The 25935-nt window shown below is 64.0% G+C and carries 24 protein-coding genes; 7 read left to right on the top strand and 17 right to left on the bottom strand.

The genetic code is table 11. The features are described from left to right. Positions 1-5: 5 nt before the first annotated feature. The 10 genes from ptsP to NMG80_RS07360 all read right to left on the bottom strand — a co-directional run bounded on the left by ptsP (position 6) and on the right by NMG80_RS07360 (position 8645). Positions 6-1607 (bottom strand): phosphoenolpyruvate--protein phosphotransferase, encoded by a 1602-nt coding sequence (gene ptsP, locus NMG80_RS07405; protein ID WP_254017505.1) that lies wholly within the window; start codon positions 1605-1607, stop codon positions 6-8. Beyond that, the gene (locus NMG80_RS07400) at positions 1591-1893 is read right to left on the bottom strand and encodes an HPr family phosphocarrier protein (protein ID WP_254017504.1); all 303 of its coding nucleotides are present in this window, start codon (positions 1891-1893) and stop codon (positions 1591-1593) included. The genes ptsP and NMG80_RS07400 overlap by 17 nt, the downstream gene beginning before the upstream one ends. A 21-nt stretch (positions 1894-1914) precedes the next feature. Beyond that, on the bottom strand, positions 1915-2304 hold the full coding sequence (gene dhaM, locus NMG80_RS07395) for a dihydroxyacetone kinase phosphoryl donor subunit DhaM (protein WP_202364838.1): 390 nt from the start codon (positions 2302-2304) through the stop codon (positions 1915-1917). Then, complete coding sequence (gene dhaL / locus NMG80_RS07390) at positions 2301-2921, bottom strand: dihydroxyacetone kinase subunit DhaL (RefSeq protein WP_436798562.1); 621 nt, start codon at positions 2919-2921, stop codon at positions 2301-2303. The genes dhaM and dhaL overlap by 4 nt, the downstream gene beginning before the upstream one ends. Before the next feature lie 11 nt (positions 2922-2932). After that, entirely contained in the window at positions 2933-3952 is a 1020-nt protein-coding gene (locus tag NMG80_RS07385; protein ID WP_254017502.1) for an ABC transporter ATP-binding protein, read from the bottom strand. Continuing rightward, the gene (locus tag NMG80_RS07380) at positions 3945-5072 is read right to left on the bottom strand and encodes an ABC transporter ATP-binding protein (protein WP_254017501.1); all 1128 of its coding nucleotides are present in this window, start codon (positions 5070-5072) and stop codon (positions 3945-3947) included. The genes NMG80_RS07385 and NMG80_RS07380 overlap by 8 nt, the downstream gene beginning before the upstream one ends. Positions 5073-5075: 3 nt before the next feature. Then, the gene (locus NMG80_RS07375; RefSeq protein WP_254017500.1) at positions 5076-5282 is read right to left on the bottom strand and encodes a hypothetical protein; all 207 of its coding nucleotides are present in this window, start codon (positions 5280-5282) and stop codon (positions 5076-5078) included. After that, the gene (locus NMG80_RS07370; RefSeq protein ID WP_254017499.1) at positions 5279-6229 is read right to left on the bottom strand and encodes a carbohydrate ABC transporter permease; all 951 of its coding nucleotides are present in this window, start codon (positions 6227-6229) and stop codon (positions 5279-5281) included. Before NMG80_RS07370 ends, NMG80_RS07375 begins: the two co-directional genes overlap by 4 nt. Further along, a complete protein-coding gene (locus NMG80_RS07365) occupies positions 6226-7173 on the bottom strand; it encodes a carbohydrate ABC transporter permease (RefSeq protein WP_254017544.1) in 948 nt (315 codons plus the stop codon). Before NMG80_RS07365 ends, NMG80_RS07370 begins: the two co-directional genes overlap by 4 nt. A 140-nt stretch (positions 7174-7313) precedes the next feature. After that, on the bottom strand, positions 7314-8645 hold the full coding sequence (locus NMG80_RS07360) for an ABC transporter substrate-binding protein (protein ID WP_254017498.1): 1332 nt from the start codon (positions 8643-8645) through the stop codon (positions 7314-7316). Positions 8646-8943: 298 nt separating this feature from the next. Between NMG80_RS07360 and hrpB the strand changes: the two genes are divergently transcribed. The 4 genes from hrpB (at position 8944) to nhaA (ending at position 14877) form a co-directional block, all read left to right on the top strand. Continuing rightward, entirely contained in the window at positions 8944-11559 is a 2616-nt protein-coding gene (gene hrpB / locus NMG80_RS07355) for an ATP-dependent helicase HrpB (RefSeq protein WP_254017497.1), read from the top strand. A 32-nt stretch (positions 11560-11591) separates the two neighbouring features. Continuing rightward, on the top strand, positions 11592-12917 hold the full coding sequence (locus tag NMG80_RS07350) for an ActS/PrrB/RegB family redox-sensitive histidine kinase (RefSeq protein WP_254017543.1): 1326 nt from the start codon (positions 11592-11594) through the stop codon (positions 12915-12917). A 64-nt stretch (positions 12918-12981) separates the two neighbouring features. Beyond that, positions 12982-13545, top strand: coding sequence for an ActR/PrrA/RegA family redox response regulator transcription factor (locus NMG80_RS07345; RefSeq protein ID WP_023796717.1), 564 nt, complete (start codon positions 12982-12984; stop codon positions 13543-13545). A 135-nt stretch (positions 13546-13680) separates the two neighbouring features. Next, positions 13681-14877: a Na+/H+ antiporter NhaA gene (nhaA, locus tag NMG80_RS07340; RefSeq protein WP_254017496.1), complete on the top strand. Its 1197-nt coding sequence runs from the start codon at positions 13681-13683 to the stop codon at positions 14875-14877. A gap of 225 nt (positions 14878-15102) precedes the next feature. Here nhaA and NMG80_RS07335 read toward each other — a convergent pair whose 3' ends face one another. Further along, entirely contained in the window at positions 15103-15603 is a 501-nt protein-coding gene (locus NMG80_RS07335) for an MmcB family DNA repair protein (RefSeq protein ID WP_254017495.1), read from the bottom strand. A gap of 177 nt (positions 15604-15780) precedes the next feature. On the opposite strand from NMG80_RS07335, the gene NMG80_RS07330 reads away from it, so the two are divergent. Both NMG80_RS07330 and NMG80_RS07325 read left to right on the top strand, forming a co-directional pair. Further along, positions 15781-16014, top strand: coding sequence for a hypothetical protein (locus NMG80_RS07330; RefSeq protein ID WP_254017542.1), 234 nt, complete (start codon positions 15781-15783; stop codon positions 16012-16014). A 64-nt stretch (positions 16015-16078) separates the two neighbouring features. Next, entirely contained in the window at positions 16079-16867 is a 789-nt protein-coding gene (locus NMG80_RS07325) for a sulfite exporter TauE/SafE family protein (RefSeq protein ID WP_254017494.1), read from the top strand. Positions 16868-16981: 114 nt separating this feature from the next. On the opposite strand, the gene cueR is transcribed toward NMG80_RS07325, so the two are convergent. Beyond that, positions 16982-17404 carry a Cu(I)-responsive transcriptional regulator gene (gene cueR, locus NMG80_RS07320; protein WP_254017493.1) on the bottom strand — a complete coding sequence of 141 codons (423 nt, stop codon included), beginning with the start codon at positions 17402-17404 and terminating at the stop codon, positions 16982-16984. Between the two features lie 226 nt (positions 17405-17630). On the opposite strand from cueR, the gene NMG80_RS07315 reads away from it, so the two are divergent. After that, the gene (locus NMG80_RS07315; RefSeq protein ID WP_254017541.1) at positions 17631-18248 is read left to right on the top strand and encodes a L,D-transpeptidase; all 618 of its coding nucleotides are present in this window, start codon (positions 17631-17633) and stop codon (positions 18246-18248) included. 112 nt (positions 18249-18360) lie between these two features. On the opposite strand, the gene NMG80_RS07310 is transcribed toward NMG80_RS07315, so the two are convergent. The 5 genes from NMG80_RS07310 to NMG80_RS07290 all read right to left on the bottom strand — a co-directional run bounded on the left by NMG80_RS07310 (position 18361) and on the right by NMG80_RS07290 (position 25857). Further along, complete coding sequence (locus NMG80_RS07310) at positions 18361-18930, bottom strand: NifU family protein (RefSeq protein WP_023796710.1); 570 nt, start codon at positions 18928-18930, stop codon at positions 18361-18363. Positions 18931-19309: 379 nt separating this feature from the next. After that, entirely contained in the window at positions 19310-19801 is a 492-nt protein-coding gene (locus NMG80_RS07305; RefSeq protein WP_023796709.1) for a universal stress protein, read from the bottom strand. Between the two features lie 87 nt (positions 19802-19888). Then, positions 19889-20956, bottom strand: a complete 1068-nt coding sequence (trpS, locus tag NMG80_RS07300; protein WP_254017492.1) for a tryptophan--tRNA ligase — start codon at positions 20954-20956, stop codon at positions 19889-19891. A gap of 454 nt (positions 20957-21410) precedes the next feature. Then, a complete protein-coding gene (murJ, locus tag NMG80_RS07295; protein WP_254017491.1) occupies positions 21411-23009 on the bottom strand; it encodes a murein biosynthesis integral membrane protein MurJ in 1599 nt (532 codons plus the stop codon). A gap of 46 nt (positions 23010-23055) precedes the next feature. Continuing rightward, positions 23056-25857, bottom strand: a complete 2802-nt coding sequence (locus tag NMG80_RS07290; protein WP_254017490.1) for a [protein-PII] uridylyltransferase — start codon at positions 25855-25857, stop codon at positions 23056-23058. Positions 25858-25935 lie beyond the last annotated feature (78 nt).

The following is a 25935-nucleotide window of genomic DNA, read 5'->3' as shown; positions in this document are numbered from 1 at the left end:
GTTGCCTAGATCGAGACGTCCGCGATGGCCGCTTTGGCCATTGCGAGCTGGGCGGGAACCACGGAAAGGTCGCGCAGGCCGGCCTCAATCAGCGCCGGGATCGCCGCAGGATCGCCGCCGGCGTCGCCGCACAGGCTGACCGGAATCTCTTGCGCGCGGCCGAACGCCGCAACCGAGGCGATCAGCCGAAGCACGGCCGGGTTCCTGATCGAATTGAGATGCGCGACCGACGCGTTGTCGCGCGCCGCCGCCATCACATACTGGGTCAGGTCGTTCGAGCCGATCGAGAAGAAGGCGACCTCGGCAAACGCCTCAGGCGCGATCGCCACCGACGGCACCTCGACCATGATGCCGAGCGGCGGCATTTTTTGCGCGACGCCGCGCGCAGCAAGCGCTGCCTGCTCTTCCGCGAACAGCGCGGCTGCTCGCTGATATTCGTCCCGCACGGCGACCATCGGGAACATCACCTTCAGATTGCCATGCAAGGCGGCGCGCAGCAGCGCCCTGATCTGCACGCGAAAAACCTCCGGTCTCGCCAGCGATAGCCTGATGCCGCGCAGGCCGAGAAACGGATTGCCCTCCTCGACGGTGAAGCCCGGCACCGGCTTGTCGCCGCCGGCGTCCACGGTGCGAATGGTCACCGGCTTGTCCCCAGCCCATTCGAGCACCTTGCGGTAGGCGCGATACTGCGTTTCCTCGTCCGGCAGCGTCTTGCCGAACAGAAATTCGGTTCGCATCAGCCCGACGCCGTCGCAGGTCGAGACATCGATACCGTTGACGTCGGACGGATCGGCGATGTTAACCTGCACCCGCACCGCAGTGCCGGCTTTCGTCACTGCCGGCCGGGCCAAAAACGTTTCCGCAATGTTGCGACGTGCCGCGAAACACGACGACGACTGCCGGAACGCCTCGACCTCTGCCCTTGTTGGCCCCAACACGATGCCGCCATGCTCGGCATCGAGCAGGGCGACGCCGGCAAGATCAGCCGGCGAAGCCCCGAGCCCGACTGCCCCGAGCCCCACGATCATAGGCACGCCGCGCGAGCGCGCCAGCATGGCGACGTGGCTGGCGGCGCTGCCCGCCTTCAGCGCGATGCCGCCGCCGGCGCTCCAGTCGGTTTCGAGAAAGCGCGTCGGCGCGATGTCCTCGCCGTAGAAGATAGCTCCTGCCGGCGCCGCAGGGTCGCTGTCCTCGGTCAGCGCGCGCAGCACCTGGTCTCTGATGTCGCGCATGTCGGCGGCGCGCGCCCGGAAATAATCCTGATCTGACGTTTCGTAGCCTACAATTTCGGCGTCGAGCGCCTGCCCCCAGGCCGCATCGGCTGGCTGGCCGGCGGCAATCGCGGCAAAGGCCGGGCCGGTCAGCGCATCGTCCTCCAGCATGGCGAGCTGGAATTCGAGAATTTCGGCGGCATCGCCCTCGGTCGCCTGGATCAGCTTGGCAAGCCGGCCTGTCGCTGTGCCGATTGCCGTTTCGAGCGCGAGCCTTTCGTCAGCGGCGGTCGCTTTACTTCTATAGCGCGCGACAACCGGGTCGAGGTTGAACAGCGGCCCTTCGGCATAGCCGGCCGAAGCCGGGATCCCCTTCAGTCTAAGCGGTTCGGGCATGGTCGACACCCTCGTCGAAATCGCGCCGCACCAGCTCGACGAGCGCGCCGACCGCCTCGCCGGCACCGTCGCCCTTGGCTCTGATATGCAGCACCGTGCCTTTCGGCGCCTTGGCTGCCATCACCTTGACGATGCTCTTGGCGTCGAACCAAGGCCCGTTGGCGGCGAGCGCCACTTCGACTTCGGCCGAAAACGTCTTGGCGAGCTTGGTGAACTTCACCGAAGGGCGCGCATGCAGGCCGACCTCATGGGTGATCAGAACGGTGGCTTCGGCGGCTGCGGACATTGAGTCAAAATTCCTGTTCATTCACGATGGCGACAATTCGTGTGCTGTCGCCACCACTTCCCTGAGCGAAGCGCCGCCGGACGCCTCTGTCGCCGCCATCACCGCGCCCTCGACGATCGGAGCATTGCAGACGATGATCTTGTGCGCGCGCGGCTCGCCGATCATCTCGACCGCCATCTCGCTGTTGGTTTCGGCGCCGCCAAGATCGACAAGTATGGCGACACCTGCCTCCGACCAGGCCTTGTCGATCGCGGCCATGATCGCCTCGACATTGGTTCCCAGCCCGCCATGGCCGTTTCCGCCGCACCATGCAAGCGGCACTTCGTCGCCGACCATTTGGCGCACCATGTCGGCCGTGCCCTCGGCGACCAGCGGTGAATGCGAGACGATGACGATGCCGACATTGCTCATGCTTGCCCCTCGATCGTCTCGGCGACAGCCCGCACCAGAAGCGCGACCGAGCGCCCGCCGGCATCCATATGGCCGATAGAGCGGTCGCCGAGGAACGAAGCGCGTCCGCGCAAGGCCTTCATCGGCACGGTGGCAGCGGCAGCATTGTCCGCGGCGTCAGTGATTTCCAATCCGGTCTTTCCCTGCAGCAGGGCGTCATGCACCGGCTGCAGCACGTCGAGCATGGTCTTCTGCCCGACCTGCGACTTGCCACGTGCTGCCACCGCTTCGATTGCCTTGCCGAACGCTGCCGTCAGATTGGCGCGATCCGGCTCTGCCGAAATTTCCTTGCCGAGCGCCATGAACAGCGTCCCGAACAAGGGGCCCGAAGCCCCGCCAACGGTCATCACCAGCTTGGTGCCGATCGCTTTCAGAGCGTCCGGCAGCGGCTTTGTCGCGAACGTGTCGGCCTCGGCGCGCACCGCCTCGAAGCCGCGCTTCATGTTGAGGCCATGGTCGCCGTCGCCGATCGCCTGGTCGAGCGCGGTCAACTCTTCGGCGTGAGCGGCAATCGTGTCGGCGGTGACTGATATCAGCGTCTTCAGGTCAACCTTGTCCAGTGTCCCAGTCTTGACCATCGTCCCAGCGCTCATCGGTTTGCAATCCTGTTTCCGGCCTGGTCGAAGAACAGCGGCGCCCGATAGCGGATAATCACCCTGTCGCCCTTTTCCAATTGGGTGTCGGGGTCGGTCAGCGTCACCAGCTTTCTGCTTCCCACCGTCACATGCAGGTGGTTCTGGTCGCCCAGATGTTCGACCCAGTTGACAACGCCGTCGGCGGGGCCATTCGATGCCTTGCCGATCGACAGATGTTCTGTACGCGCGCCGATCGTTTTGGTTCCCGCCGGCATGTCGCCATCCGGCAGCAGGCCGGTCGGCAACAGATTGATCGCCGGCTGGCCGAGCCTTGCGGCGACATGAAGGTTTGCCGGCTCCGAGTAGATGGTGCGCGGCGTGCCGATCTGCACCAGCACGCCGTCGGCGAGAATGCCGATGCGATCGGCCATCGTCATCGCTTCGATCTGGTCGTGCGTGACATAAAGCATGGTGGCGCCGAGCTCGGCCTGGATGCGCTTCAGTTCGAGCCGGAGGTCGGCGCGCAGTTTGGCGTCGAGCGACGACAACGGCTCGTCCATCAGGTAGATCGAAGGCTTGCGCACCAAAGCGCGGCCGATGGCGACGCGCTGCATCTCGCCGCCGGAAAGTTTGGTGGAGCGGCTGGAGAGCTTGTGATGGATGCGCACCATCCTGGCCACATCCTCGACGCGGCGGCGCACCGCGTCCTCGTTCAGCCGCCGCGCCGGCGAGCGCAGCGGAAAGGCCAGATTGTCGTAGACCGACAGATGCGGATAGAGCGAATATTGCTGGAAGACGAAGGCGGTGTCGCGCTCGGCCGGCGACAACGTTGTCGCATTGCGGCCGCCGATATGGATCGAGCCCGTGTCGGGCCGTTCCAATCCGGCGATCAGCCGCAGCGTCGTCGTCTTGCCGGCGCCGGTCGGGCCGAGCAGCACGACGAATTCGCCATCGGCGACGTGCAGATCGAGAGTGTCCACGGCGACATACTCGCCGAAGCTCTTGGTCACGCCTTTGATCTGCACGTCAGCCACGATGCGCTCTTCCCTGGGAAGCCCCGTGATGGATTACCGTGTCATGGATTGCGGTTCGCACAGCGCGGCCGGAGCCCTTCTCGAACAGCGACAGCCGCGTGCTGCTCAGCGCCAGGCCGACTTGGTCGCCCGGATTGAGCCGGATTTCGGCCGGCACCCGCGCCTTGATGATGCCGCCGGACGTCTCCACCGCGACGATCTGCGTGGTGCCGAGATATTCGGTGCCATAGATGGCGCCGCGCAGCTTCGAGCCGTCGTCGAAGCGGATGTGCTCGGGCCGGATGCCGAGCGCCATGTCGGCGGGCGCGATATCCTCGCGGACCTCCGGCACTGCCACCTTGGCGCCTTGCACCACAATCTCGCTGGCGCCCTTTGAAAGCCCGCCGCCGAAGCCGAGAAAATTCATCGGCGGCGAGCCGATGAAATCGGCGACGAACATGGTCGCCGGCCGGTCGTAGATTTCGCGTGGCGTGCCGAACTGCTCGATGACGCCGTGGTTCATCACTGCGATCTTGTCGGCCATCGACATCGCTTCCATCTGGTCATGCGTGACGTAGACCGTGGTGGCGTGGATGCGGTTGTGCAGTTCGCGCAGCTCGTGGATCATGAGATCGCGGAATTCGGTGTCGAGCGTGCCGAGCGGCTCGTCCATAAGGAAGCACTTTGGCCGCCGCACGATGGCGCGGCCGAGCGCCACGCGCTGGCGATCACCGCCGGCAAGGCCGGAGACCGATTTGTTGAGCAGATGGTCGATGCGCAACAGCTTCGCCGTCTCTTCGACGCGCCGGCGGATTTCGATGCCGGGCATGCCTTGCGCCAGCAGCGGGAAACCGATGTTCTTGCGCACATTCATGTGCGGATAGAGCGCGAACAACTGGAAGACGAAGGCGATGTCGCGCTCGCGGGCACGCCGCATGGTGACGTCCTCGCCACCGAGCAGGATCTTGCCGCCGGTCGGCAGTTCGAGCCCGGCAATCATGCGCAACGTCGTCGTCTTGCCGCAACCCGACGGGCCCAGCATGACGAAGAACTCGCCATCCCCGACGACGAAGTTGGAATCCTGCACGGCGATGAAATCGCCGAATGCCTTTCTCAGATGCTCGACCCTGATCTCCGCCATCGTCTACTCCGGAAACTTCGAGACGATGATGAACATCGCGGTGCCGGCAAGCATGGTGATGAACGAATAAGTGTAGAGCGACAGCGCGAAGGGCTGGAACAGCATCAGGAAGCCAATGGCAATGATCGCGGTAGCGATATTCTCCATCAGTCCGCGCCTGGCCCATGCCGGCCAGCGCGACTTGCGTTTTGCGGGTTGGGTCAGGCTCATTTGCGCACCGCGCCGAAGGTGATGCCACGCAGCAACTGCTTGCGAAGCAGGATGGTGAACACCAGGATCGGCACCAGGAAGATCGTCGTGCCCGCGGCGACCGCCGGCCAGTCCTGGCCGCCTTCGCCGATGATGGTCGGGATGAAGGGCGGTGCGGTCTGCGCCGTGCCCGAGGTCAGCAGTGCTGCGAACGCATACTCGTTCCAGGCGAAGATCAGGCAGAAGATTGCTGTCGCGGCAATGCCGGTGGTCGCCTGCGGCAGCACGGTGCGCCAGAAGGCCTGCAGCCGCGTATAGCCGTCGATCATCGCCGCTTCTTCGTATTCGCGCGGGATCTCGTCGATGAAGCCCTTCAGCAGCCACACGGCGAGCGACACATTGACTGCCGTATAGAGCAGGATCATGCCGAGCGCGGTGTCCGACAGGCCAAGCTCGCGATACATCAGATAGATGGGGATAGCGACCGCGATCGGCGGCATCATCCGCGTCGACAGGATGAAGAACAGCAGGTCGTCGGCCAGCGGCACCTTGAAGCGCGAGAAGCCATACGCCGACAATGTGCCGAGGAACACCGCGCAAAAGGTCGAGCCGAAGGCGATGATCAGCGAATTGACGAAGCGCGGCATGAAATTGGACGGGCCGGCGATCACCATGTTGCGCTTGCGCACTGTCTCGTCGCAGACGCCGGTCGCCGGCCCCAGCGCGTTGATGTATTCCGGCGTCTGCCGGGTGCGGGTCGAGAACAGATTGCAGTAGCCCTCGAGGCTCGGCTGGAACAGGATTTTTGGCGGATAGGCGATCGAGTCCGGCGGCGTCTTGAAGCTGGTGGCGAAGATCCACAACAGCGGCACGATCGAGATCAGCGCGTAAAGCACGATGATCGTGCCGGCGACGCGCTTCGACACCGCCGAGGGTGCGACAACAGAATGGGCTGACGTCAGGCTCATCTCTGCTTCACCTTGTTGAGCGCCTTGACATAGATGTTGGCCAGCCCGAACACCGCGACGAACAGGATGATGGCGAAGGCCGAGGAATAGCCGGTTCGCCAGCTTTCGAAGGCCTGCCGCTTCAGCGTGATCGAAGCGACTTCGGTGGTCGATCCAGGGCCGCCGCCGGTGAGCAGGTTGACCATGTCGAACATCTTGAAGTTCTCGATGCCGCGAAACAGCACCGCCAGCATGATGAAGGGCAGTGCCATCGGCAGCGTGATCGACCAGAACTGCCGCCAGTTCGAGGCGCGGTCGACCTCCGCCGCCTCATAGATGTATTCGGGGATCGAGCGCAGGCCGGCGAGGCAGATCAGCATCACGTATGGCGTCCACATCCAGGTGTCGACGATGACGATAGACCACGGCGCCAGCGAGACGTTGGAGAGCATGCCGATCTGCGTTGCCGGAATGCCGGTGACGAAGGAGACGGCATAGGCGAACAGGCCGATCTGCGGCTCGTAGAGGAAGCGCCAGAAATTGCCGACGACTGCCGGCGATAGCATCATCGGCACCAGAATGATGGTCGTCCAGAAGGCGTGGCCGCGAAACTTCCGGTCGATCAGCCAGGCCAGCGTGAAGCCGATCAGCGTCTGCAGGAGGATGGTCCAGAACACGAAATGCGCCGTCGTCTGCATGGCAATCCAGATATCCTGGTCGCCGAGGATGCGCTTGTAATTGGCGAGGCCGACGTTCTTCACCATCTCGTTGGGGCGATTGGCGCGGTAGTTGGTGAAGGAAAGATAGATTGCCCAGAACAGCGGGAAGATGTTGATGGCGAGAAGCAACAGGATCGTCGGCGAGATGAACAGCCAGGCAAGGCCCTTGTCGCTGATACCCCGGACCTTGCGGGCCAACGGCTCAGGCGTAGCCCGGGCAACGCTGTCCGCAGTCCGATTGAGCATGGTCAGTCCCGCTTCGGTCACTTCGTCGTCTCGACAATGGAATTTATCTGAACTGTGTCCCGTGCCAAGGGTGGCACGGGACACGCGGTCGTGGCTCGGGAGGAGCCGGTTAGGTCTTGCCCAATTACATCTTGCCCCAACTACATCTTGCCATCGTCCTGGAAGACCCCGGTCCAGTCCTTGACCAGGCCATCAAGCGCATCCTTGGCCGAACCCTGGCCGGCCACGACATAGTCGTGGAAGCGCTTTTGCGACGCCTGCAGCAGCGGTGCATAGCTGGGCTCTGCCCAAAAATCCTTCACGATGGCCATGGAGTCGAGGAAGGTCTGTGCGTAAGGTTGGCTGGCCGCGAAGCCTGGATCCTTGACGACTGCGTTGAGGCAGGAAAAGCCGCCGAGCGACCACCATTTGGCCTGCACGTCCTTGTTGGCGAACCATTTGATGTATTTGAGCGCGGCCTCCTGCTTGTCCGAGTAAGAGACCACCGAGATGCCCTGGCCGCCGAGCTGGGCGAATTGATCGCCGTCGGGGCCCTTTGGATTGGCGAAATAGCCAATCTTGTCGCCGCCGACATTCTCGTCCTTCTGCAGGCCTGGCCAGGTAAAGGCAAAGTTCATGTGCATCGCCACCTGGCCGGATTTGAAGGCGTCGACGCCTTCGCCCATGTAGCTGTTCGAGGCCCCTGGAGGCGTGCAGCAGTCATAGAGCGCCTTGTAGAACTCCAGACCCTTCACCGATTTCTCGGAGTTGACGAAGCCGTCCATCTCGTAGGGCTTGTCGGGGTTCTCATATTTGAAGCCGAAGCTGTAGAGCACGTCCATGGCGCCCATGGTGATGCCTTCGGAGCCGCGCTCGGTATAGATCGACGCGCCATAGACCGTCTTGCCGTCGATCTCGCGCTTCTGGAAGAACTCGGCGATCTGCTTCAGCTGGTCGAAGGTCGTCGGCGCTGCGAGATCCCAGCCGTACTTTTCCTTGAACTCCTTCTGCAGTTCCGGCTTGGAGAACCAGTCCTTGCGATAGGTCCAGCCGACGACGTCGCCCATGGCCGGCAACGCCCAGTAATTCGGTGAGTTCTTCGGCCATTCGGAGTAGCCGACGACGGTCGCCGGCACGAAGTCGTCCATGCTGATCTTCTCCTTGTCGAAGAAGTCGTTCAGCTTGACGTAGTGGCCGTTCTCGGCCGAGCCGCCGATCCACTGGCTGTCGCCGATGATCAGGTCGCACAGCTTGCCCTTGGAATTCAGCTCGTTGAGGAAGCGATCGGCATAGTTGGTCCACGGCACGAATTCGAATTTCATGCCGATGCCAGTTTCCTTGGAAAAATCCTTGGACAATTCGACGAGCGCGTTGGCCGGGTCCCAGGCTGCCCAGCAAAGCGTCAGATCTTCAGCCTGCGCGACGTTCGAAACGGCGGTCGACGCAAACATCGCCGAGGTCAGTCCCAACGTCAGTTTCAAGGTCGATTTCATGCCTTCCTCCCATTTGCGAAACGCGCCCGAATGACGGTTCCAAAAACCTCAACCCCCCTCCTCAGGGGTCTAAACATGACGACGCGCGGTAGAGCGTCCGATGTTTAGTAATTTGTTTAGTGATGCAATTTTTACTAAACAACGCAAGCGAAATCGTTGCTGCGCCGCAGCATTGCTTGCTGATCCTCTGGGGCGGTGGTTCTGAGCGCATGTCGTTGCCGGTTGCGTGGCGACCGCCGCCGCTGATATGCGGGCACTGCGAATCCGCCGCAATTGGATGGATGCATCCTTGAAACAAATGACCAGAAAACCCTTGCCGGAGCTTCCGGTCGCCGCCGTGCTGCCGGCGCTCGGCGAAGCGCTCGGCCATGGCAACAGTGTCGTGCTGGTGGCGCCGCCCGGCGCCGGCAAGACGACGTTGGTGCCGCTGGTGCTGCTCGATGCAGCATGGCTCGGCACGGGCAAGATCATTCTGCTCGAGCCGCGCCGGCTCGCTGCCCGCGCTGCAGCCCGGCGCATGGCCGAACTGCTTGGCGAGGAGCCCGGCGAAACGGTCGGGTATGCCATGCGGATGGAGAGCCGCACTTCTGCGAGGACCAGAATCCTTGTCGTCACCGAAGGCGTGCTGTCGCGGATGATCCTCGACGATCCGGAGTTGCCCGGCGTCTCGGCGCTATTCTTCGACGAGTTCCATGAGCGCTCGCTCGACGGCGATTTTGGTCTGGCGCTGGCGCTCGATGTGCAAGGTGCGCTGCGGCACGATCTGCGATTGCTGGTCATGTCGGCGACGCTCGACGGCGCCCGCGTTGCGCGGCTGCTTTCCGGCGCCCCGGTGATCGAGAGCAAGGGCCGCGCCTTTCCCGTCGACATCCGCTACGACGAACGGCCGGCCGGCGTCGCCATCGAGGACGCCATGGCCAATGCCATCCGCGCCGCCCTTGCCGATGAGCCAGGCAGCGTGCTCGCCTTCCTGCCCGGCCAGCGCGAGATCGAGCGCACCGCCGAGCGGCTGCAGGGACGCATCGGCGCCGACACCGAAATCGTGCCGCTCTACGGCATGCTCGACAACAAGGCGCAGGACGCCGCAATCAAGCCGGCGCCGTCCGGCCGCCGCAAGGTGGTGCTGGCGACCTCGATCGCCGAGACCTCGATCACCATCGACGGCGTGCGCGTCGTCATCGATTCCGGCCTGTCGCGCCTGCCGCGCTACGAGCCGGCCAGCGGCCTGACGCGGCTGGAGACGGTGCGGGTCAGCAAAGCCTCGGCCGACCAGCGCGCCGGCCGCGCCGGCCGCACCCAGCCGGGCGTCGCCATCCGGCTGTGGCGGGCCGAGCAGACCGCGGCTCTTCCCGCCTTCACCCCGCCGGAAATCCTCGAGGCCGACCTTTCCGGACTTCTGGTTGATTGCGCCGCCTTCGGTGTCGCCGACCCGTCGAGCCTCTCCTTCCTCGATCCGCCGCCGGCCCCGGCGCTCAACGAGGCAAGGGCGCTGCTTCGTGCGCTCGACGCCATTGACGAGGCAGGGCGTCTGACGCAATCGGGTGCTGCGATGCGCAGGCTGGCACTGCCGGTGCGGCTGGCTCACATGGTCGCCGAGGCGGCAAACACCGGCCAGGCGTTAGAAGCGGCCATGCTCGCCGTGCTGCTCACCGAGCGTGGCCTTGGCGGCGAAGGCGCCGATCTCGAACGGCGGCTGATGCGGTTCCGATCCGAAAGATCGCCGCGCGCCACCGCCGCGCGGCAGCTCGCCGAGCGGCTGGCGAAACAGGCTTCACCCTCCCCCTCGAGGGGAGGGTCGGCGAGCGAGCCGAGCGCAGCGAAGCGAAGGAGACGGGGTGGGGTCGCCGATGGCGTGCCCGATCCGACCCCACCCCGCTCCGCTGCGCGGATCGACGTACCGGGGCGAGCCACGGGTCTCGCCCGTCCTTCGGACCCCCTCGAGGGGGAGGGTAATGCCGGCGCTCTCCTCATCCATGCCTGGCCGGACCGCGTTGCCAAGGCGCGCGGCGAGCGCGGCCGTTTCGTGCTGGCCAATGGTTCGGGCGCCATGCTCGACGCCGCCGACCCGTTGGCGGGCGAAACCTGGCTAGTCGTCGCCGATCTGCAGGGCAAGGCGCAGAACGCCCGCATCACGGCAGCAGCTGCGATAGACGAGGCCGACCTTCGCGCTTCGCTCGCCGATAAGATCGAGACAAGCCGCGAAACCAGCTTCGACCGCGACAGGCGCGCGGTGCGTGTGCGTGAAACCGTTCGCCTCGGCGCCATCACCCTTTCCGAACGCATGCTGCCGGCTCCGACTGGCACTGAGGCGGATCGCGCCATCCTCGACGCCTTGCGCCAACACGGTCTGTCGCTTTTGCCGTGGGGCAGGGAGGCCGAAACGCTGCGCCAACGGCTCGGCTGGCTGCATCGCGGTCTTGGCGCGCCCTGGCCAGATGTTTCCGACGCGGCGCTCGTCGGCCGCCTCGACGACTGGCTGCTGCCCTTCCTTTCCGGCGCGGCGTCCTTTGCCGCGATCGATCCAGGCGTGCTTTCGGCCGGGCTCATGGCATTGGTGCCGCACGATCTGCAGCGCCGGATCGAGGCGCTGGCGCCGACCCATTTCGACGCGCCGACGGGCAGCCGCGTGCCGATCCGCTATGACGGTGAATGGCCGGTGCTGGCGATCCGCGTCCAGGAGCTGTTCGGCCTCGACCGGCATCCCGCAATCGCCAACGGCGCGGTGCCGCTGACGCTCGAGCTATTGTCGCCGGCGCACCGGCCGATCCAGACGACGCGCGACCTGCCCGGTTTCTGGCGCGGCTCCTGGGCCGATGTGCGGGCCGAGATGCGTGGCCGCTATCCCCGGCATGTCTGGCCGGAGAACCCGCTTCTCGCCACCGCCACCAGCCGTGCCAAGCCGCGGGGGACCTAGCCTTTGTCCTTTTCCGGCTATAATCCTTGGCCATGATAAACATCCTGCGGGCGCCCGACTTCCAGCAAAGCCAGCGGCTGCGCCTCAACACGCTGATCAGGCTGCGCTGGTTGGCCATTGTCGGCCAGAGCCTGGCGGTCCTTGTCGTTGCCTACGGGCTGAAATTCCCGCTGCCGGTCAGTCTCTGCTTCGCGCTGATCGCCTGTTCAGCCTGGATGAACCTGTTGCTGACCTTCCGTTATCCGGCGGCGCACCGGCTGACCCCGCTTCAGGCTTTCGCCATCCTGACCATCGACAGCCTGCAGCTTGCTGGTCTGCTCTACCTGACCGGCGGCCTCACCAACCCGTTTTCAGTGCTGGTGACCGTGCCCGTGGTCATCTCGGCGACGTCGCTGCCGCTGCGCCTGACCGCCATCCTGGGCGCGCTGGTGATGGTGATGGCGAGCCTGTTGGTGTTCTTCCATCTGCCGCTACCCTGGTACGAGGGCGCGCCGCTGGAGATGCCGTTCATTTACGTCGCCGGCATGTGGATGGCGGTGTTTTCCTCGGTCGCCTTCACCGCGATCTACGCCTTCCGCGTGGCCGAGGAAGCCCGGCTGCTCGCCAACGCGCTGGCCGCCACCGAGCTGGTGCTGCAGCGTGAGCAGCATTTGTCGGCGCTGGACGGTCTTGCCGCTGCCGCCGCGCATGAGCTCGGCACGCCGCTCGCCACCATCACGCTTGTTGCCAAGGAGATGGAGAAGGCGCTCCGCAACGATCCGAAATACGGCGAGGACGTGACGCTGCTGCGCTCGCAGAGCGAGCGTTGCCGCGAGATCCTCAAACGCCTCACCAGCCTGTCCTCCGAGGGCGAGGCGCATCTCTCCCGCCTGCCGCTGACCTCGCTGGTCGAGGAGATGACGGCCCCGCACCGCGACTTCGGCATCTCGATCAAGCTTCGCCCCGGCGAGCGCATCGGCCCCGAACCGGTGGGACGGCGCAATCCCGGCGTCATCTACGGCCTCGGCAATCTGGTCGAGAACGCCGTCGATTTTTCCCGCAAGAGCGTCACCGTGCGCTGGAGCTGGAACGAGGCCACGGTCACCTTCTCGATCACCGACGACGGGCCGGGTTTTCCTCCCGAGATCATCGATCGCATCGGCGAGCCCTATATGTCGACGCGCCAGGGTACCGAGGCCGGCGGCGGCCTGGGACTGGGGCTGTTCATCGCCAAGACCCTGCTTGAACGCTCGGGGGCCACGCTCGATTTCCGCAATTCAAACGAGCCGGGCGAGGGCGCCGTCGTGCGGATATCGTGGCCGCGCAGCGTCTTCCTCAATCCTGAATCGGCCTCGGCCACCATGTTTGACACGGCTTGAATTGGACAATAGCGCTCCAAAACTATATTTGCGTAAAATTCAGGCAGCAGGAATCTAGAAGACCATGAATGGCGACGAAACGATTGGCGCAATGGTTGAGGGCGAGGACACCTCGCTGCTGATCGTCGACGATGACAGGCCGTTCCTCACGCGCCTTGCCCGCGCCATGGAGACCAGGGGTTTCGTGGTCGAGACGGCCGAGAGCGTCGAGGAGGCGGTGGCCAAGGCGCGCGCCAATCCGCCAGCCTACGCGGTGGTCGACATGCGGCTCGCCGACGGCAACGGCCTCGACGTCGTCGCCGCCATCCGCGAGAAGCGCGACGACGCCCGCGCCGTCATCCTCACCGGCTATGGCAACATCGCCACCGCGGTTACGGCGGTGAAGCTGGGGGCCATCGACTATTTGTCGAAACCGGCCGATGCCGACGAGGTTTTCGCGGCTCTTACCCGCACTGCGGGTGAACGCGCCGCGCCGCCTGAAAACCCGATGTCGGCCGACCGCGTGCGCTGGGAGCACATCCAGCGCGTCTACGAAATGTGCGACCGCAACGTCTCCGAAACCGCGCGCCGGCTCAACATGCATCGCCGGACGCTGCAGCGGATACTCGCCAAACGCGCGCCGCGCTAAAGAGGTCTCTAACGCCTGACCGTCCTTTGCGCCCCCAAGGGCCGCGAGGCGCTTAAGAACTTGCCCTGCCATCGGCGGTTGCGCATCATCGCACGAGGCGACACCGGCCGTTCCGGCCGACAGGACGGAGACGACATGCAGGACGAGAAGCCGCGGCCGATCTCCATCTTTCGCGAATTCCTGGCCAGCGAGGCGGCAGGCGGCATCGTCCTGATGGCGGCCGCCGCATTGGCGCTGGTCGTCGCCAATTCGCCGCTGGCCGAAACCTATTTCGGCGCCCTTCACGCCTATCTGGGACCGCTCAGCGTGTCGCACTGGATCAATGACGGGCTGATGGCGGTGTTTTTCCTGCTGGTCGGCCTCGAGATCAAGCGCGAGATGCTGGACGGCCAGCTCTCGACCTGGCCACGCCGCGCTTTGCCCGGCATCGCCGCTGCCGGTGGCATGCTGGTGCCGGCACTTGTTTATGTCGCCATCAACCGTGACAATCCAGCCTCCCTGTCCGGCTGGGCGATCCCGACCGCCACCGACATCGCCTTTGCGCTCGGCGTGCTGTCGCTGCTCGGCAGCCGCGTGCCGGGGTCGCTGAAGGTCTTCCTCACCGCGCTCGCCATCATCGACGACCTTGGCGCGGTCATCATCATCGCGGTATTCTATACGAGCGGCCTGTCGCTCGCCTATCTCGGCGCTGCCTTCGCGGTTATCGCATTGCTGATCGTGCTCAACCGCATGAAGGTGCTGACGCTGCTGCCCTATATCCTGCTCGGTGTCGTCCTGTGGGTGCTGGTGCTGAAATCGGGCGTCCATGCCACGCTCGCCGGCGTGGCGCTGGCCCTGACCATACCTTTAAAAGTCTCCCCGGGCATCGGGCATGATCTCGACCATTCGCCACTGCACCGGCTCGAGCACGGCCTGCACAGGATAGTGCCGTTCGTCGTCGTCCCGATCTTCGGCTTCGCCAATGCCGGCGTCCCGCTCGCCGGCCTGAGTGCTGCCACCCTGGTCGAGCCGCTGACGCTGGGCGTCGCCGCCGGCCTCGTCATTGGCAAGCTGGTCGGCGTGTTCGGTTCTTCCGCGCTTGCCATCCGGCTCGGCCTCGCCGATCTGCCGGTCAACGCTGGCTGGCTGCACATGGCCGGCATCTCGCTGCTCTGCGGCATCGGCTTCACCATGAGCCTGTTCATCGGCCTGCTCGCCTTCGCCAGCAATGTCGAACTGCAGGACGCGGTCAAGGTCGGCATCCTCGCCGGCTCCTTCATCGCCGCCATCCTCGGCGCCGCCGTGCTGCTGGTGGCGCCGGCGGCGAATGGGCTAGACGAGGAGGAAGAGTAGCCGACGAACGTTCGCGCCGCCCCTCATTGCCCTGCCCGGCCTTTCTCCCCGTATAGAGACGGGGAGAAAGGCGCCTTCGCAAAGGATTTCGCCAATCTCCAGCGTTGCAGAAAGTCTGCCGAGGTTGCGGCCAGCGCCCCTTCTCCCCGTTCACGGGGAGAAGATGCCGGCAGGCAGATGAGGGGCAGCGCAAGCGTCGAAGGTTACGAGGATATCCAAACACCTCTACTCGCTCTCGCCCTCCAGCGCCGGCACCGCCACACCGGCGAGTTCCGCCGCCAGCAGCCGCGCTGCACCCGCCCGTGCGATCCTCAGCATCAGCGCCTTGCGCGTCGCCGCCGCCATGCGGTGCTCGGGCGCATCGCGCAGGATTTCGGCGCCGTAGCCGTCGGAAAGGATAAAGCCGCATTCCTGCGGAAAGATCTCCGAGGGCACGCCGGGATGGGTGGCGAAGAAGAAGCGGTCGGAGTGCAGCCGGTAGTCCGGCCATTTGCGGTCGACCCTGAAATCCTCGATCGAGGATTTGATTTCGATGATCCAGATGTCGCCCTGGCGGGTCAGCGCGACGAGATCGGCGCGGCGCCCGGTCGCCAGCGACAGCTCGGGCAGCACATGCGCGCCCATTTGCTTGAGCAGCCGCTGCACGCCGCGCCGAACCAGCATCGCGCGCTCCGACTGGCGGCCGTCGATGAGAGGGTTGAGGAGTGCAGGCGATATGATTGGCATGGGAGCACCATGCCAGACATTGTTCACGGTTTGAACCCGTTTTCTTGAGGCACCCAAGGCGCGCTTGAAATGTGGTTTTTACGTGAAATCTTGGTACTCAAACGGACACCGCACGTTCCACACATTAGCAATATGCGATACTGTGCGAACGCGGGTGGCTCTAGGGGAGTTTGGATGATGAACGCGGACGAGATGCAGGCGATAGCCGACACCCTGATGCGGGTCGTGACGCCTGACATGGCACCCAAGCAATTGATCAAAGCGGCCAGGAAGGAACACCCGAATGCGTCAAAGAAGGACATCGCCCGTGCGGCGTTCTTCTCGATTATCGCCAACGCCGAAGCAGACCACGGCAAGGCAAGGAACCTACAGGCATTCGCTATAGCCGAGCGCATCGACGGTACCGCTTGATCGCTGGAAAACCCAACCTGCACAACGGCTGGCATTCCGGGTCTCGCCACGGCATAGCGGTTCCATGATTGAGCGGCGTGGCCTTGGTGCATTTGCAGTTGGAACTGGCGTTGGTTCGCTTGGCGGCTTGATCGGCCTTGGCGGTTCAGAGTTTCGCCTGCCGTTCCTGATCGGTCTGTTTCGATTTGCCGCCCTTGAAGCCGTGATCTTGAACAAGGCCGCCAGCCTGGTTGTCGTCGCTGCAGCGCTGCCATTCCGGGCCGCCACGGTGCCGCTAGCCTCGGTAGCCGCACAATGGCCAATCATACTCAATCTCCTGGCGGGCAGCCTTCTAGGCGCCTGGTTTGGGGCAGGATGGGCAACGCGCCTCCGGTCCGAAACGCTTCACAAGGTAATAGCCGCGCTGCTGATCCTTATCGCGATTGTCCTGGTTTTCGGCCATGATCCTGGTGCTGCAGGATTGCAATTGGTAACCGGAGCCGCGTTGATCGTCGCCGGGATCATTGCAGGGTTTGCCATCGGCGTCGTGGCATCCCTGCTCGGCGTGGCAGGCGGTGAACTGCTCGTCCCGACACTTGTCCTGCTGTTCGGTGCCGACATCAAGCTGGCGGGTTCTCTATCGCTGGCGGTAAGCCTGCCGACCATGCTGGTCGGCTTCACCCGCTACAGCCGCGACCAAAGCTTTTCGGTCATCGGCAGGAATAAGGCGTTCTTGCTGGCCATGGCTGTCGGTTCGATTGTCGGAGCATATATCGGCGGGCAGTTGCTTGGATTGGTCCCCGAGCAAATCCTGCTCCCGCTGCTGGCGGCAATACTAGTGATCTCGGCCTACAGGATCTGGCGGCACGAATAGCACCACCGGAGCTCGCGCATGGTCTCTTCGTGCTGACGGCACGGGCTCATTTATCTGCGGCGATTATCCCTTCGAAGGTCAGGCCCTCCCATCCGCGTCGACGACGCGGAACCTTCACACCTGTGCGGGAACGACTTTATCACCTGGCGAGGACGCCCCCGCAATATCGTCAAGGATCGGGCAGTCCGGTCTGTCGTCGCCGTGGCAGGCATGGATCAGCTTCTGCAGGGTCGAGCGCATCGACTGCAGCTCGCGCACCTTCTCCTCGATTGCCGTCACATGCGCGGCGGCGATCTCGCGCACGTCATGGCTGGCGCGGCTGCGGTCCTGGTAGAGCGCCATCAGCTGGCGGCAGTCGTCGATGGAAAAGCCGAGACTGCGCGCGCGGCGCAGAAAAGTCAGCCGGTGGATATCGTCGCCGCAATAGTCGCGGTAGCCATTGCCGGCGCGCTGCGGTCGGATCAGGCCGATCTCCTCATAGTAGCGAATGGTCTTGGCCGGCAGGCCGGAACGCTGGGCGGCATCTCCGACATTCATGATTGGTTCCTCAACTTCCGGCGGCCTGGCGAGCCGCCCCATTGAATTTCCTACATAATCTTATGAGTGCCGTTGCCGAAAAGCCACAGGTACCGACTTACCGGCATGTAAGCCCCTGCATATAGGCATCGCGCGCTTGGCAAGCAAAGCAAATGCCAGCATGAATGATGGCGACAAGGCGGCCGTCTCGTGCCGCTATCTTTCGGGCGGGGCATCGGACCTTTTCATGCGCATGAAGTCATTCGCAATCGTCGCCGCACTTGCGCTGTCGACGGCAATTGCTGGTTGCAGCACCATCGGCTCGCAGATCTTCACCAACAACTATGGCCCGATGACCGATGCAGGCTATCAACTGCCGCGCGTTCCGATCGAAAAGGTGCCGTTCAAGTACCGCCGGCAGATCGTTAGCTACGACACCGATGAAAGGCCGGGCACCATCGTCGTCGATACGCAGAACAAGTTTCTCTACTACGTCATGGGCGGTGGCGAGGCGATGCGTTACGGCATCGGCGTCGGTCGCGAGGGTTTTGAATGGCGCGGCACCGCCCGCATCGCGGTGAAGCGCGAATGGCCGACCTGGACGCCGCCTTCGGCGATGATCAAGCGCCAGCCGGAACTCGCAAAATTTGCCGGCGGCATGGATCCCGGATTGACCAACCCACTCGGCGCGCGCGCCCTGTATCTGTTCAACAAAGGTGGCGATTCAGGCTACCGCCTGCATGGCAGCCCGGAGTGGAACTCGATCGGCAAGGCGATGTCGTCGGGCTGCATCCGGCTGATGAATCAGGACATCATCGACCTTTACGACCGCACCTCGGTCGGCGCCAAGGTTATCGTTCTCTAGAGATTACGCGGACCGTCTAGGCAACAACTGACGTCCCAAAACAGAAAACCGGGCAATTCGGCCCGGTTTTTTGTTTTGGCTCGAGTGCGAATTGTTCCTAGACGTTTGTCTCTCAAGAGACCTGTTCGACCTGCTGCACCTCGGGCACAAAATGCCGGAGCAGGTTCTGGATGCCGTGCTTCAGCGTCGCCGTCGACGACGGGCAACCGGCGCAGGCGCCCTTCATGTGCAGGAACACGGTGCCGTTCTCGAAGCCGCGGAAGGTGATGTCGCCACCGTCCTGGGCGACCGCCGGGCGCACCCGCGTGTCGAGCAGTTCCTTGATGGTGATGACCAGTTCCTCGTCGGCCTTGTCGTAGAATTCTCCGGTCTGGCTGGTCTCGGCAGCGGGGCCGGCCCTGGCCATGACAGGCGCGCCGGACATGAAGTGCTCCATGATGGCGCCGAGGATCGCCGGCTTCAGATGCTGCCAGTCGGGGCCGTCCTTGGTCACGGTGACGAAATCATAGCCGAAGAAGACGCCGGTGACGCCCGGGATCTCGAACAGCCGGCCGGCCAGCGGCGAAGCCGCGGCAGCGCTGTCGGCATCGCGGAAATCGGCGGTGCCTTCGACAAGCACTTCCTTGCCGGGCAGGAACTTCAATGTCGCCGGATTTGGCGTCGATTCGGTCTGGATGAACATGGATGTCTCCGTGCCCATTCGGGCGCATAGTTTGGAATAATTCTAAATAGGCCTTATCGGCAGGACATTCAAGCGAAAGCCATCGCCGGAACGGCTGGCTGGGAGAATGTTTTTGCGGTCTTCTGCAACATACTTTGAGGTGTGTTGAGATTCAGGTCAGGCCGAGCCGAAAATGGCGGTTTCCGAGAACCGGAGCGGAGCGTACTTTTGGGTACGTGAGCCCGCGCATGACCCCGAAATCGAGATCGATTTTGGAAAGGTCATGCGCAAAGTCAAAGTTCTACAGCGTCCTTTGCGCGCCCAAGAGGGCGCGCGGCGCTGTAGGTAAGCGGAGGAAGCCGCCGTTTGCAGGCCGGCATCGCCTGAATATCAGCGCACCTCAGGCGAGGCTGTCGATTTCTTCGTCCGACAGGTTCTGCGGCACCACCGTCACCGGGATCGGGAAGGCGGCGCCCTTGCCGGCGACCGCGCCGACCAGCGGCCCCGGCCCCTCCTTGCCGGCGCCGGCCGCCAGCACGAGGATGGCAATATCCTGGTCTTCCTCGATCAATTTGTGGATCTCTTCGGTCGGCTTGCCTTCGCGCACCACCAGTTCCGGCTCGATGCCGAGTTTCTGGCGCACCTTGTTGGCATAGCTGTCCAGTGCGGCGCGCGCGGTGGCGGTGGCCTCCTCGCGCATGATCTTCTCGACACCCAGCCAATGCTGGAAATCGTCGGGCTCGATAACGTAGAGCAGCACCAGCACCCCGCTGGTGCTCTGCGCGCGCTTCGAGGCGTAGACGACGGCCCGTTCGCATTCGGGCGTGTCGTCGATGATCGCCAAGAACTTGCGGCGATGGCCGGCTTCGCGGCTGAGGCGTTTGGAGACCATATTCTACCTTCGATGGTTTCGGCGCAATCTGCCACCGCCACAGCCCGGCTGCAAGCGACCGGCGGATGTAGCAATATTGGCTGCAGATTAACCCTGCAGCAGGCCGATGATGTCGCGCACGGTCTTCATCGTCGCCTCGGCCAGCAGGCCGGCCCGCTCGCCGCCGTCGCTCAGCACCGCGTCGACATAGGCGCGATCGCCGGAAATGCGGCGCATTTCGCCGGCGACCGGCGCCAGCTTTTCCACGGCAAGGTCGGCCAGCGCCGGCTTGAACACCGAAAACTGCTGGCCGCCGAACTCCTTCAGCACCGCCTCTTTCGAGATCTCGGCGAGACCCGCATAGATGCCGACCAGGTTTTCGGCTTCCGGCCGGCCGGCCAGGCCGTCCAATTCGCCAGGCAACGCCTCCGGGTCGGTCTTGGCCTTGCGGATTTTCTTCGAGATGCTGTCGGCATCGTCGGTCAGGTTGATGCGCGACAGGTCCGACGGGTCCGACTTCGACATCTTCTTCGAGCCGTCGCGCAGCGACATGATGCGCGCCGCCGGTCCGCCGATGATCGGTTCGGTGAGCGGGAAAAAGCCGTTGACCGTCTCCTCGCCGACGTTCATCTCGACGCCGACACCAAGGCCGGCAATGCGGTCGGAAAAGTCGTTGTTGAATTTTTGCGCGATGTCGCGTGTCAGCTCCAGATGCTGCTTCTGGTCATCGCCGACCGGCACATGGGTGGCGCGGTAGACGAGGATGTCGGCAGCCATCAGGCTCGGATAGGCAAGCAGCCCAAGCGAGGCGTTCTCGCGATCCTTGCCGGCCTTGTCCTTGAACTGCGTCATCCGGTTCATCCAGCCGATGCGGGCCACGCAGTTGAAGATCCAGGCAAGCTCGGCGTGCTGCATAACCCGCGACTGGTTGAAGACGATGTGCTTCTTCGGGTCGATGCCGGAGGCGAGAAACGCCGCGGTGATCGCGCGCGTTTGGTCCTTGAGATCCTCATGAACAAGCTGCGCGGTCAGCGAATGCAGGTCGACGACGCAATAGATGCAATCGGAGGTGTCCTGCAGGGCGACGAATTTCTTGATGGCGCCGAGATAGTTGCCGAGGTGCAGATTGCCGGTCGGCTGGACGCCGGAAAAGACGAGTGGCTTGAAGGCGGTCATGGATGTTTCCCTGGCTTGTGGAGGGCCGTTTCGCGCGCGGCGAAAGTCTTGCGACGGCGCGCTTATGGACGAGAGCGGGGAGGCGATCAAGGGGCTGTAGGCTGGGCGGCGCAGGGCTTTGGCCTCGGCTGGGTAAGACGCCGCAAGAGGCCCTGTTTGTAGCTTCAAGCTGGGGAACGTGAAATATAAAAACCCGCCTCAACGGCAGGTCGCTGGCGACTCAGCACTATGAATAAATTCCTAGCATAGCTGCCGTCATCTATCAAGTTGAAACTACACACAGTTCAGGGCAATCGCTTCAGGTTTGCGCTGCCCCTCACCCTTACCCTCTCCCCGTGAAAAACGGGGAGAGGGGTCGCCAGCGTTGCGGCCAACCCCTTCTCCCCGTTCTTGACGGGGAAAAGGTCCCGGCAGGCGGTTGAGGGGCGGCGCCGAATCGACAATCGGCTTCGACTTACGGATCTGGAGATTGTTTCTCGATCGGCGGGGAGCCTTTCCGCCTGATATTGCGTCGGATCATGCCAAAATCCGCGCCGCCGGTGGCAAAGGCGGTGACGAAATACAGCAACGCCCCGCCGGCTACCAGCGCAAGAAGCGTCGTAGCCTTGATTGCCAGCGGTGAGCCCGAGGAAAGTTGGGCGGCAAACCAGTGCTCGGCGAAATACAGCGCCGCCGCCATCACCGCCGCCGACAGCACCAGCCGTGGGATGCGCCTCAGGAGCGGCACGTCGCGGCCCCAATGGCCGCGCCGGATCAGCACGCCGAGCAGCATCAGCGCATTGACCCAGCCGGCAACGGCCGAGGCGACGGCGATGCCCGGCGCACCCATCTGCGGAAACAGCGTCAGCGCGGTGGTGATGTTCACCGCCACCGAGATCGCGGCGAAGATCATCGGCGTGCGCGTGTCCTCGCGGGCGAAATAGCCCGGGGTGAACGCCTTGATCAGCACGAAGGCCGGCAGCCCCAAGCCGAAGATCGCCAGGATCGCCGCCACGATCGGCGTCGAGTTGTTGGCGGCAAACGCGCCGCGTTCGTAGACCAGCCCGACGATCGGCTCCGCCATGACCAGCAGTGCCGCCGCCGCCGGCAAGGTCAGGAACAGCGTGAACTCCACCGACCGGTTCTGCAGATTGGCCGCCTCGATTAGATTGCCTGACTTCAGCGCCCGCGACAGTTCGGGCAGAAGCACGATGGCGACGGCGACGCCGACGACGCCGAGCGGCAGCTGATAGATGCGATCGGCATAGGCGAGCGACGACACCGCGCTGTCTTGCGCCGAGGCGATCGCCGTGCCGATCAGCTGGTTGATCTGGGTGATGCCGCCGGTGATCGCCGCCGGCAGCGCCAGGATCAGCAGCCGCTTGACATTGGGGGTCATCTTTGGCCGGCGAAAGCCGATCGAGATGCCGGCATGGCGCACCGCCACCCAGACGATCGCCAGTTGCACCACCCCCGCCGCCAGCACGCCCCAGGCCAGTGCGAAGCCAACGCTGCGCGCGTCCGATCCCTTATGCCAGGCATAGGCGAGCACGCTGATCAGGATGATGTTGAGGAACACCGGCGCCACCGCGGCGGCGAAATAGCGGCGCAGCGAATTCAGCATGCCGGCCATCATCGCGCCGAGCGACATGCAGATCAGATAGGGGAACATGATGGTCGCGAGCCGGACCGTCATCTCGAACTTTCCCTGCGAGTCGGCAAAGCCCGGCGCCACCAGGTAGCGCACGATCAGCGGCATCGCCAGTTCCATGGCGATGGTCAGCGCCAGCAGCGCCGTGAACAGCACGCCGAACACCTCTTCCGAAAAGCGCTTGGCGCCGTCGGTGCCGTGGGTCTCGATCTCCTTGGCGAAGAGGGGCACGAAGGCGGCGTTGAAGGCGCCTTCGGCAAACAGCCGGCGGAAGGTGTTGGGAAACTGGAAGGCGGCGTTGAAGGCGTCGGCGATCGGCCCGGTGCCGAGTGCTGCCGCCATCAGCATCTCGCGGCCGAAGCCGAGGGCACGGCTCATCAGCGTGCCGGAAGCGACCGTCGCGAACTTTTTGACAAGGCTCATGCGTCTGGAGACTGCCTGCAGGATTGGGACAAATGAATGGTGGCTGTCACTCGGCCGCGGCCTTGGCCTTGCCGCCGCGCTCGGGCACGGTGCCTTCGAGGACCGCGACCAGCCTGTTTTGGATGGCGGCCATGCGCGTCGGGCTGTCGATCTTCTGGCCGGTTAGATCGGTGACGTAGAAGGTATCGATGACCTTTTCGCCGAACGTGGTGATGTGCGCCGAGGCGATGTCGAGCGACAGGTCGGACAGCGCCCCGGTGATCTCGGACAGCAGGCCCGGCCGATCCAGCCCCTCGACCTCGATCACCGAGAACCGGTTCGACAGCGTGTTGCGGATTTCGGCGCGCGGCGGGATGCGGAAGACCTTGGCGCCGCGCCGCGGCTTGGTCCGCTTTTCGATCATCTCCGGCAGCCAGCTCTTGCCCGACAGCACGTCTTCGATCAGACGGCCGACGCGCTCGGCGCGGCGGCGCTCGTCCTCGTCGCGGTCGAATTCCCTCGAGATCAGGATGGTGTCCAGCGCGCGGCCATCGGAGGTGGTGAAGATCTGCGCGTCGACAATGTTGCCGCCGGCCGCCACGCAGGCGCCGGCAATGACCGAAAGCAGGCGGGGATGGTCCTGCGCCAGCACGGTGATCTCGGTCACCGCCTCGAACTGATGGGACTTGATCATCGTGGCGAGCTTCTTGCCCGCCGCATCCGCCTCGCGGATGAATTCGGCGTGGCGAAGCTGGTCGGCGAGATCGACCGCCAGCAGATAGTTCTCATAGTGCTTGGCGACATAGCGCTTGCGGGCCTTTTCCGGCCAATCGGCAAGCGCCTCGGCCAGCTTTTCGCGGGCAGCCGCGGTGCGCATGGCGCGCGACACTTCCGAAAACCCGCCGGTCAACAGCAATTCGGTTTCGTAGTAGAGGGTGCGCAGCAACTGCCCCTTCCAGCCGTTCCAGACGCCGGGCCCGACGCCTCTGATATCGCAGACGGTGAGGACGAGCAGCAGCTTCAGCCGTTCGACCGACTGCACGATCGCGGAAAAGTCCTCGATCGTCTTGCGATCGTTGAGGTCGCGGGTCTGCGCCGTCATCGACATGGCGAGATGGTTCTCGACCAGCCAGGCGACCGTTTCGGTGTCGGCCGCCGACAGCCCCATATGCGGGCAGATCCGCCGCGCGATCCGGGCGCCAGCTTCGGAATGGTCCTCGGGCCGGCCCTTGGCGATATCGTGCAGGAGCACCGCGACATAGAGCGCCTCGCGGCTCTTCTTCAGCCCCGGCATCAGCGAGTGGGCAAGCGGGTGGATCTTTTCACCGTCGCCGCGCTCGATCTCGGCCAGCACGCCGATACAGCGGATCAGGTGCTCGTCCACCGTATAGTGGTGGTACATCGAGAACTGCATCATGGCGACGATCTTGCCGAAATCCGGGATCAGCTTTGCCAGCAGTCCCGCCTCGTTCATGCGCCTGAGATTGAGTTCGGCATTGCGGTCCGACGTCAATATGTCGAGGAACAGCCGGTTGGCTTCCTCATCGCGCCTGAGCGCCTTGCCGACGAGGCCGAGCGAACGGGTCAGCAGCTTCAGCGCATCGGGGTGAAATTCCAGCCCGTGCTTGTCGGCGAACCAGAACAACCTCAAGAGATTGACCGGATCGCGCTCGAACACCAGGTCGTCGGCGACGTTGATGCGATGGTTGTCGATAATGAAATCAGACGTGCCGGCAAGCTTGCGCTTGCGGCGCGAGAAGGTGAGGAAGATACGGTTGAAGCCCGGCACATGCTTGGCCTGCTCTTCCTCGAGCGCCGCGCAGAAGATGCGGGTCAGATCGCCGACGTCCTTGGCGACGAGGAAGTAGTGCTTCATGAAGCGCTCGACCGCCGACAGGCCCGGATGTGTGGTGTAGCCCAGCCGCTCGGCGATCTCGCGCTGGATGTCGAAATGCAGCCGTTCCTCGGCCTTGCCGGTGAGGAAATGCATGTGGCAGCGCACCGCCCACAGGAAATCCTCGGCCTTCTGGAATTCCCGGTATTCGGTGTCGGTGAAGACGCCCTTGTCGACCAGTTCCTCGCCGGTGCGCACCCGGTAGAAATACTTGCCGATCCAGAACAGCGTCTGCAGGTCGCGCAGGCCGCCCTTGCCGTCCTTGACGTTGGGTTCGACCAGGTAGCGGCTTTCGCCGGCCTTGGCATGACGCTCGTCGCGTTCGGCAAGCTTGGCCTGCACATATTCGGGTCCGGTCGTGCGCACCACCTCGCGGTCGAAGCGCTGCAGGAGCTCGTCATAGAGCTTCTGCTCGCCCCACAGGAAACGCGCCTCCAGGATCGAGGTGCGGATGGTGATGTCGGTGCGCGACTGCCGCAGGCATTCGTCGATGTTGCGGGTGGCGTGGCCGACCTTCAGCCCCAGGTCCCACAGCACGTAGAGCATGTATTCGACGATCTGCTCGCCCCACGGCGTCTGCTTGTAGGGCAGCAGGAAGAGGAGATCGATATCGGACCCCGGCGCCAGCGTGCCGCGGCCATAGCCGCCGACCGCGACGACGGCCATGCGTTCCGCCGATGACGGGTTTTTGACGCGATAGACATGGGTGGCGGCGAACTCGTAGAGCGCGCGGATGATTTCGTCCATGAGATGCGACAGCCGGGCGGCGCAGGCGGTGCCGCTGCCGTCGTCCATCAGCATGCGTTCGGCGATGCTGCGGCCGGCGACCAGCCTGCCCTTGAGAAGCTGGAGAACACCGGTGCGCGCAGCCTTGCCGGAGCCGTCGCCTGCCGTGGCCGCAGTCAGCGCGGTCATCTCGCTGCGCAAGGCTTCGCCGTCGATCAGTTCGTCGAGCTTTAGAGAGATTCTTGCCATAAGTGCCGTTCGGCCTCGCCGTTTTGGCGGCGTCTATAGCGCGTTTTCGCGGCGCTGGGTATGGGGCGGACGGACACG

Origin of the sequence: Mesorhizobium escarrei, from assembly GCF_935825525.1 — a bacterium.
GTDB classification, from domain to species: domain Bacteria; phylum Pseudomonadota; class Alphaproteobacteria; order Rhizobiales; family Rhizobiaceae; genus Mesorhizobium; species Mesorhizobium escarrei.
Note: the sequence above shows the minus strand (reverse complement) of the source record. Positions and strands in the feature narration are given on the sequence as shown.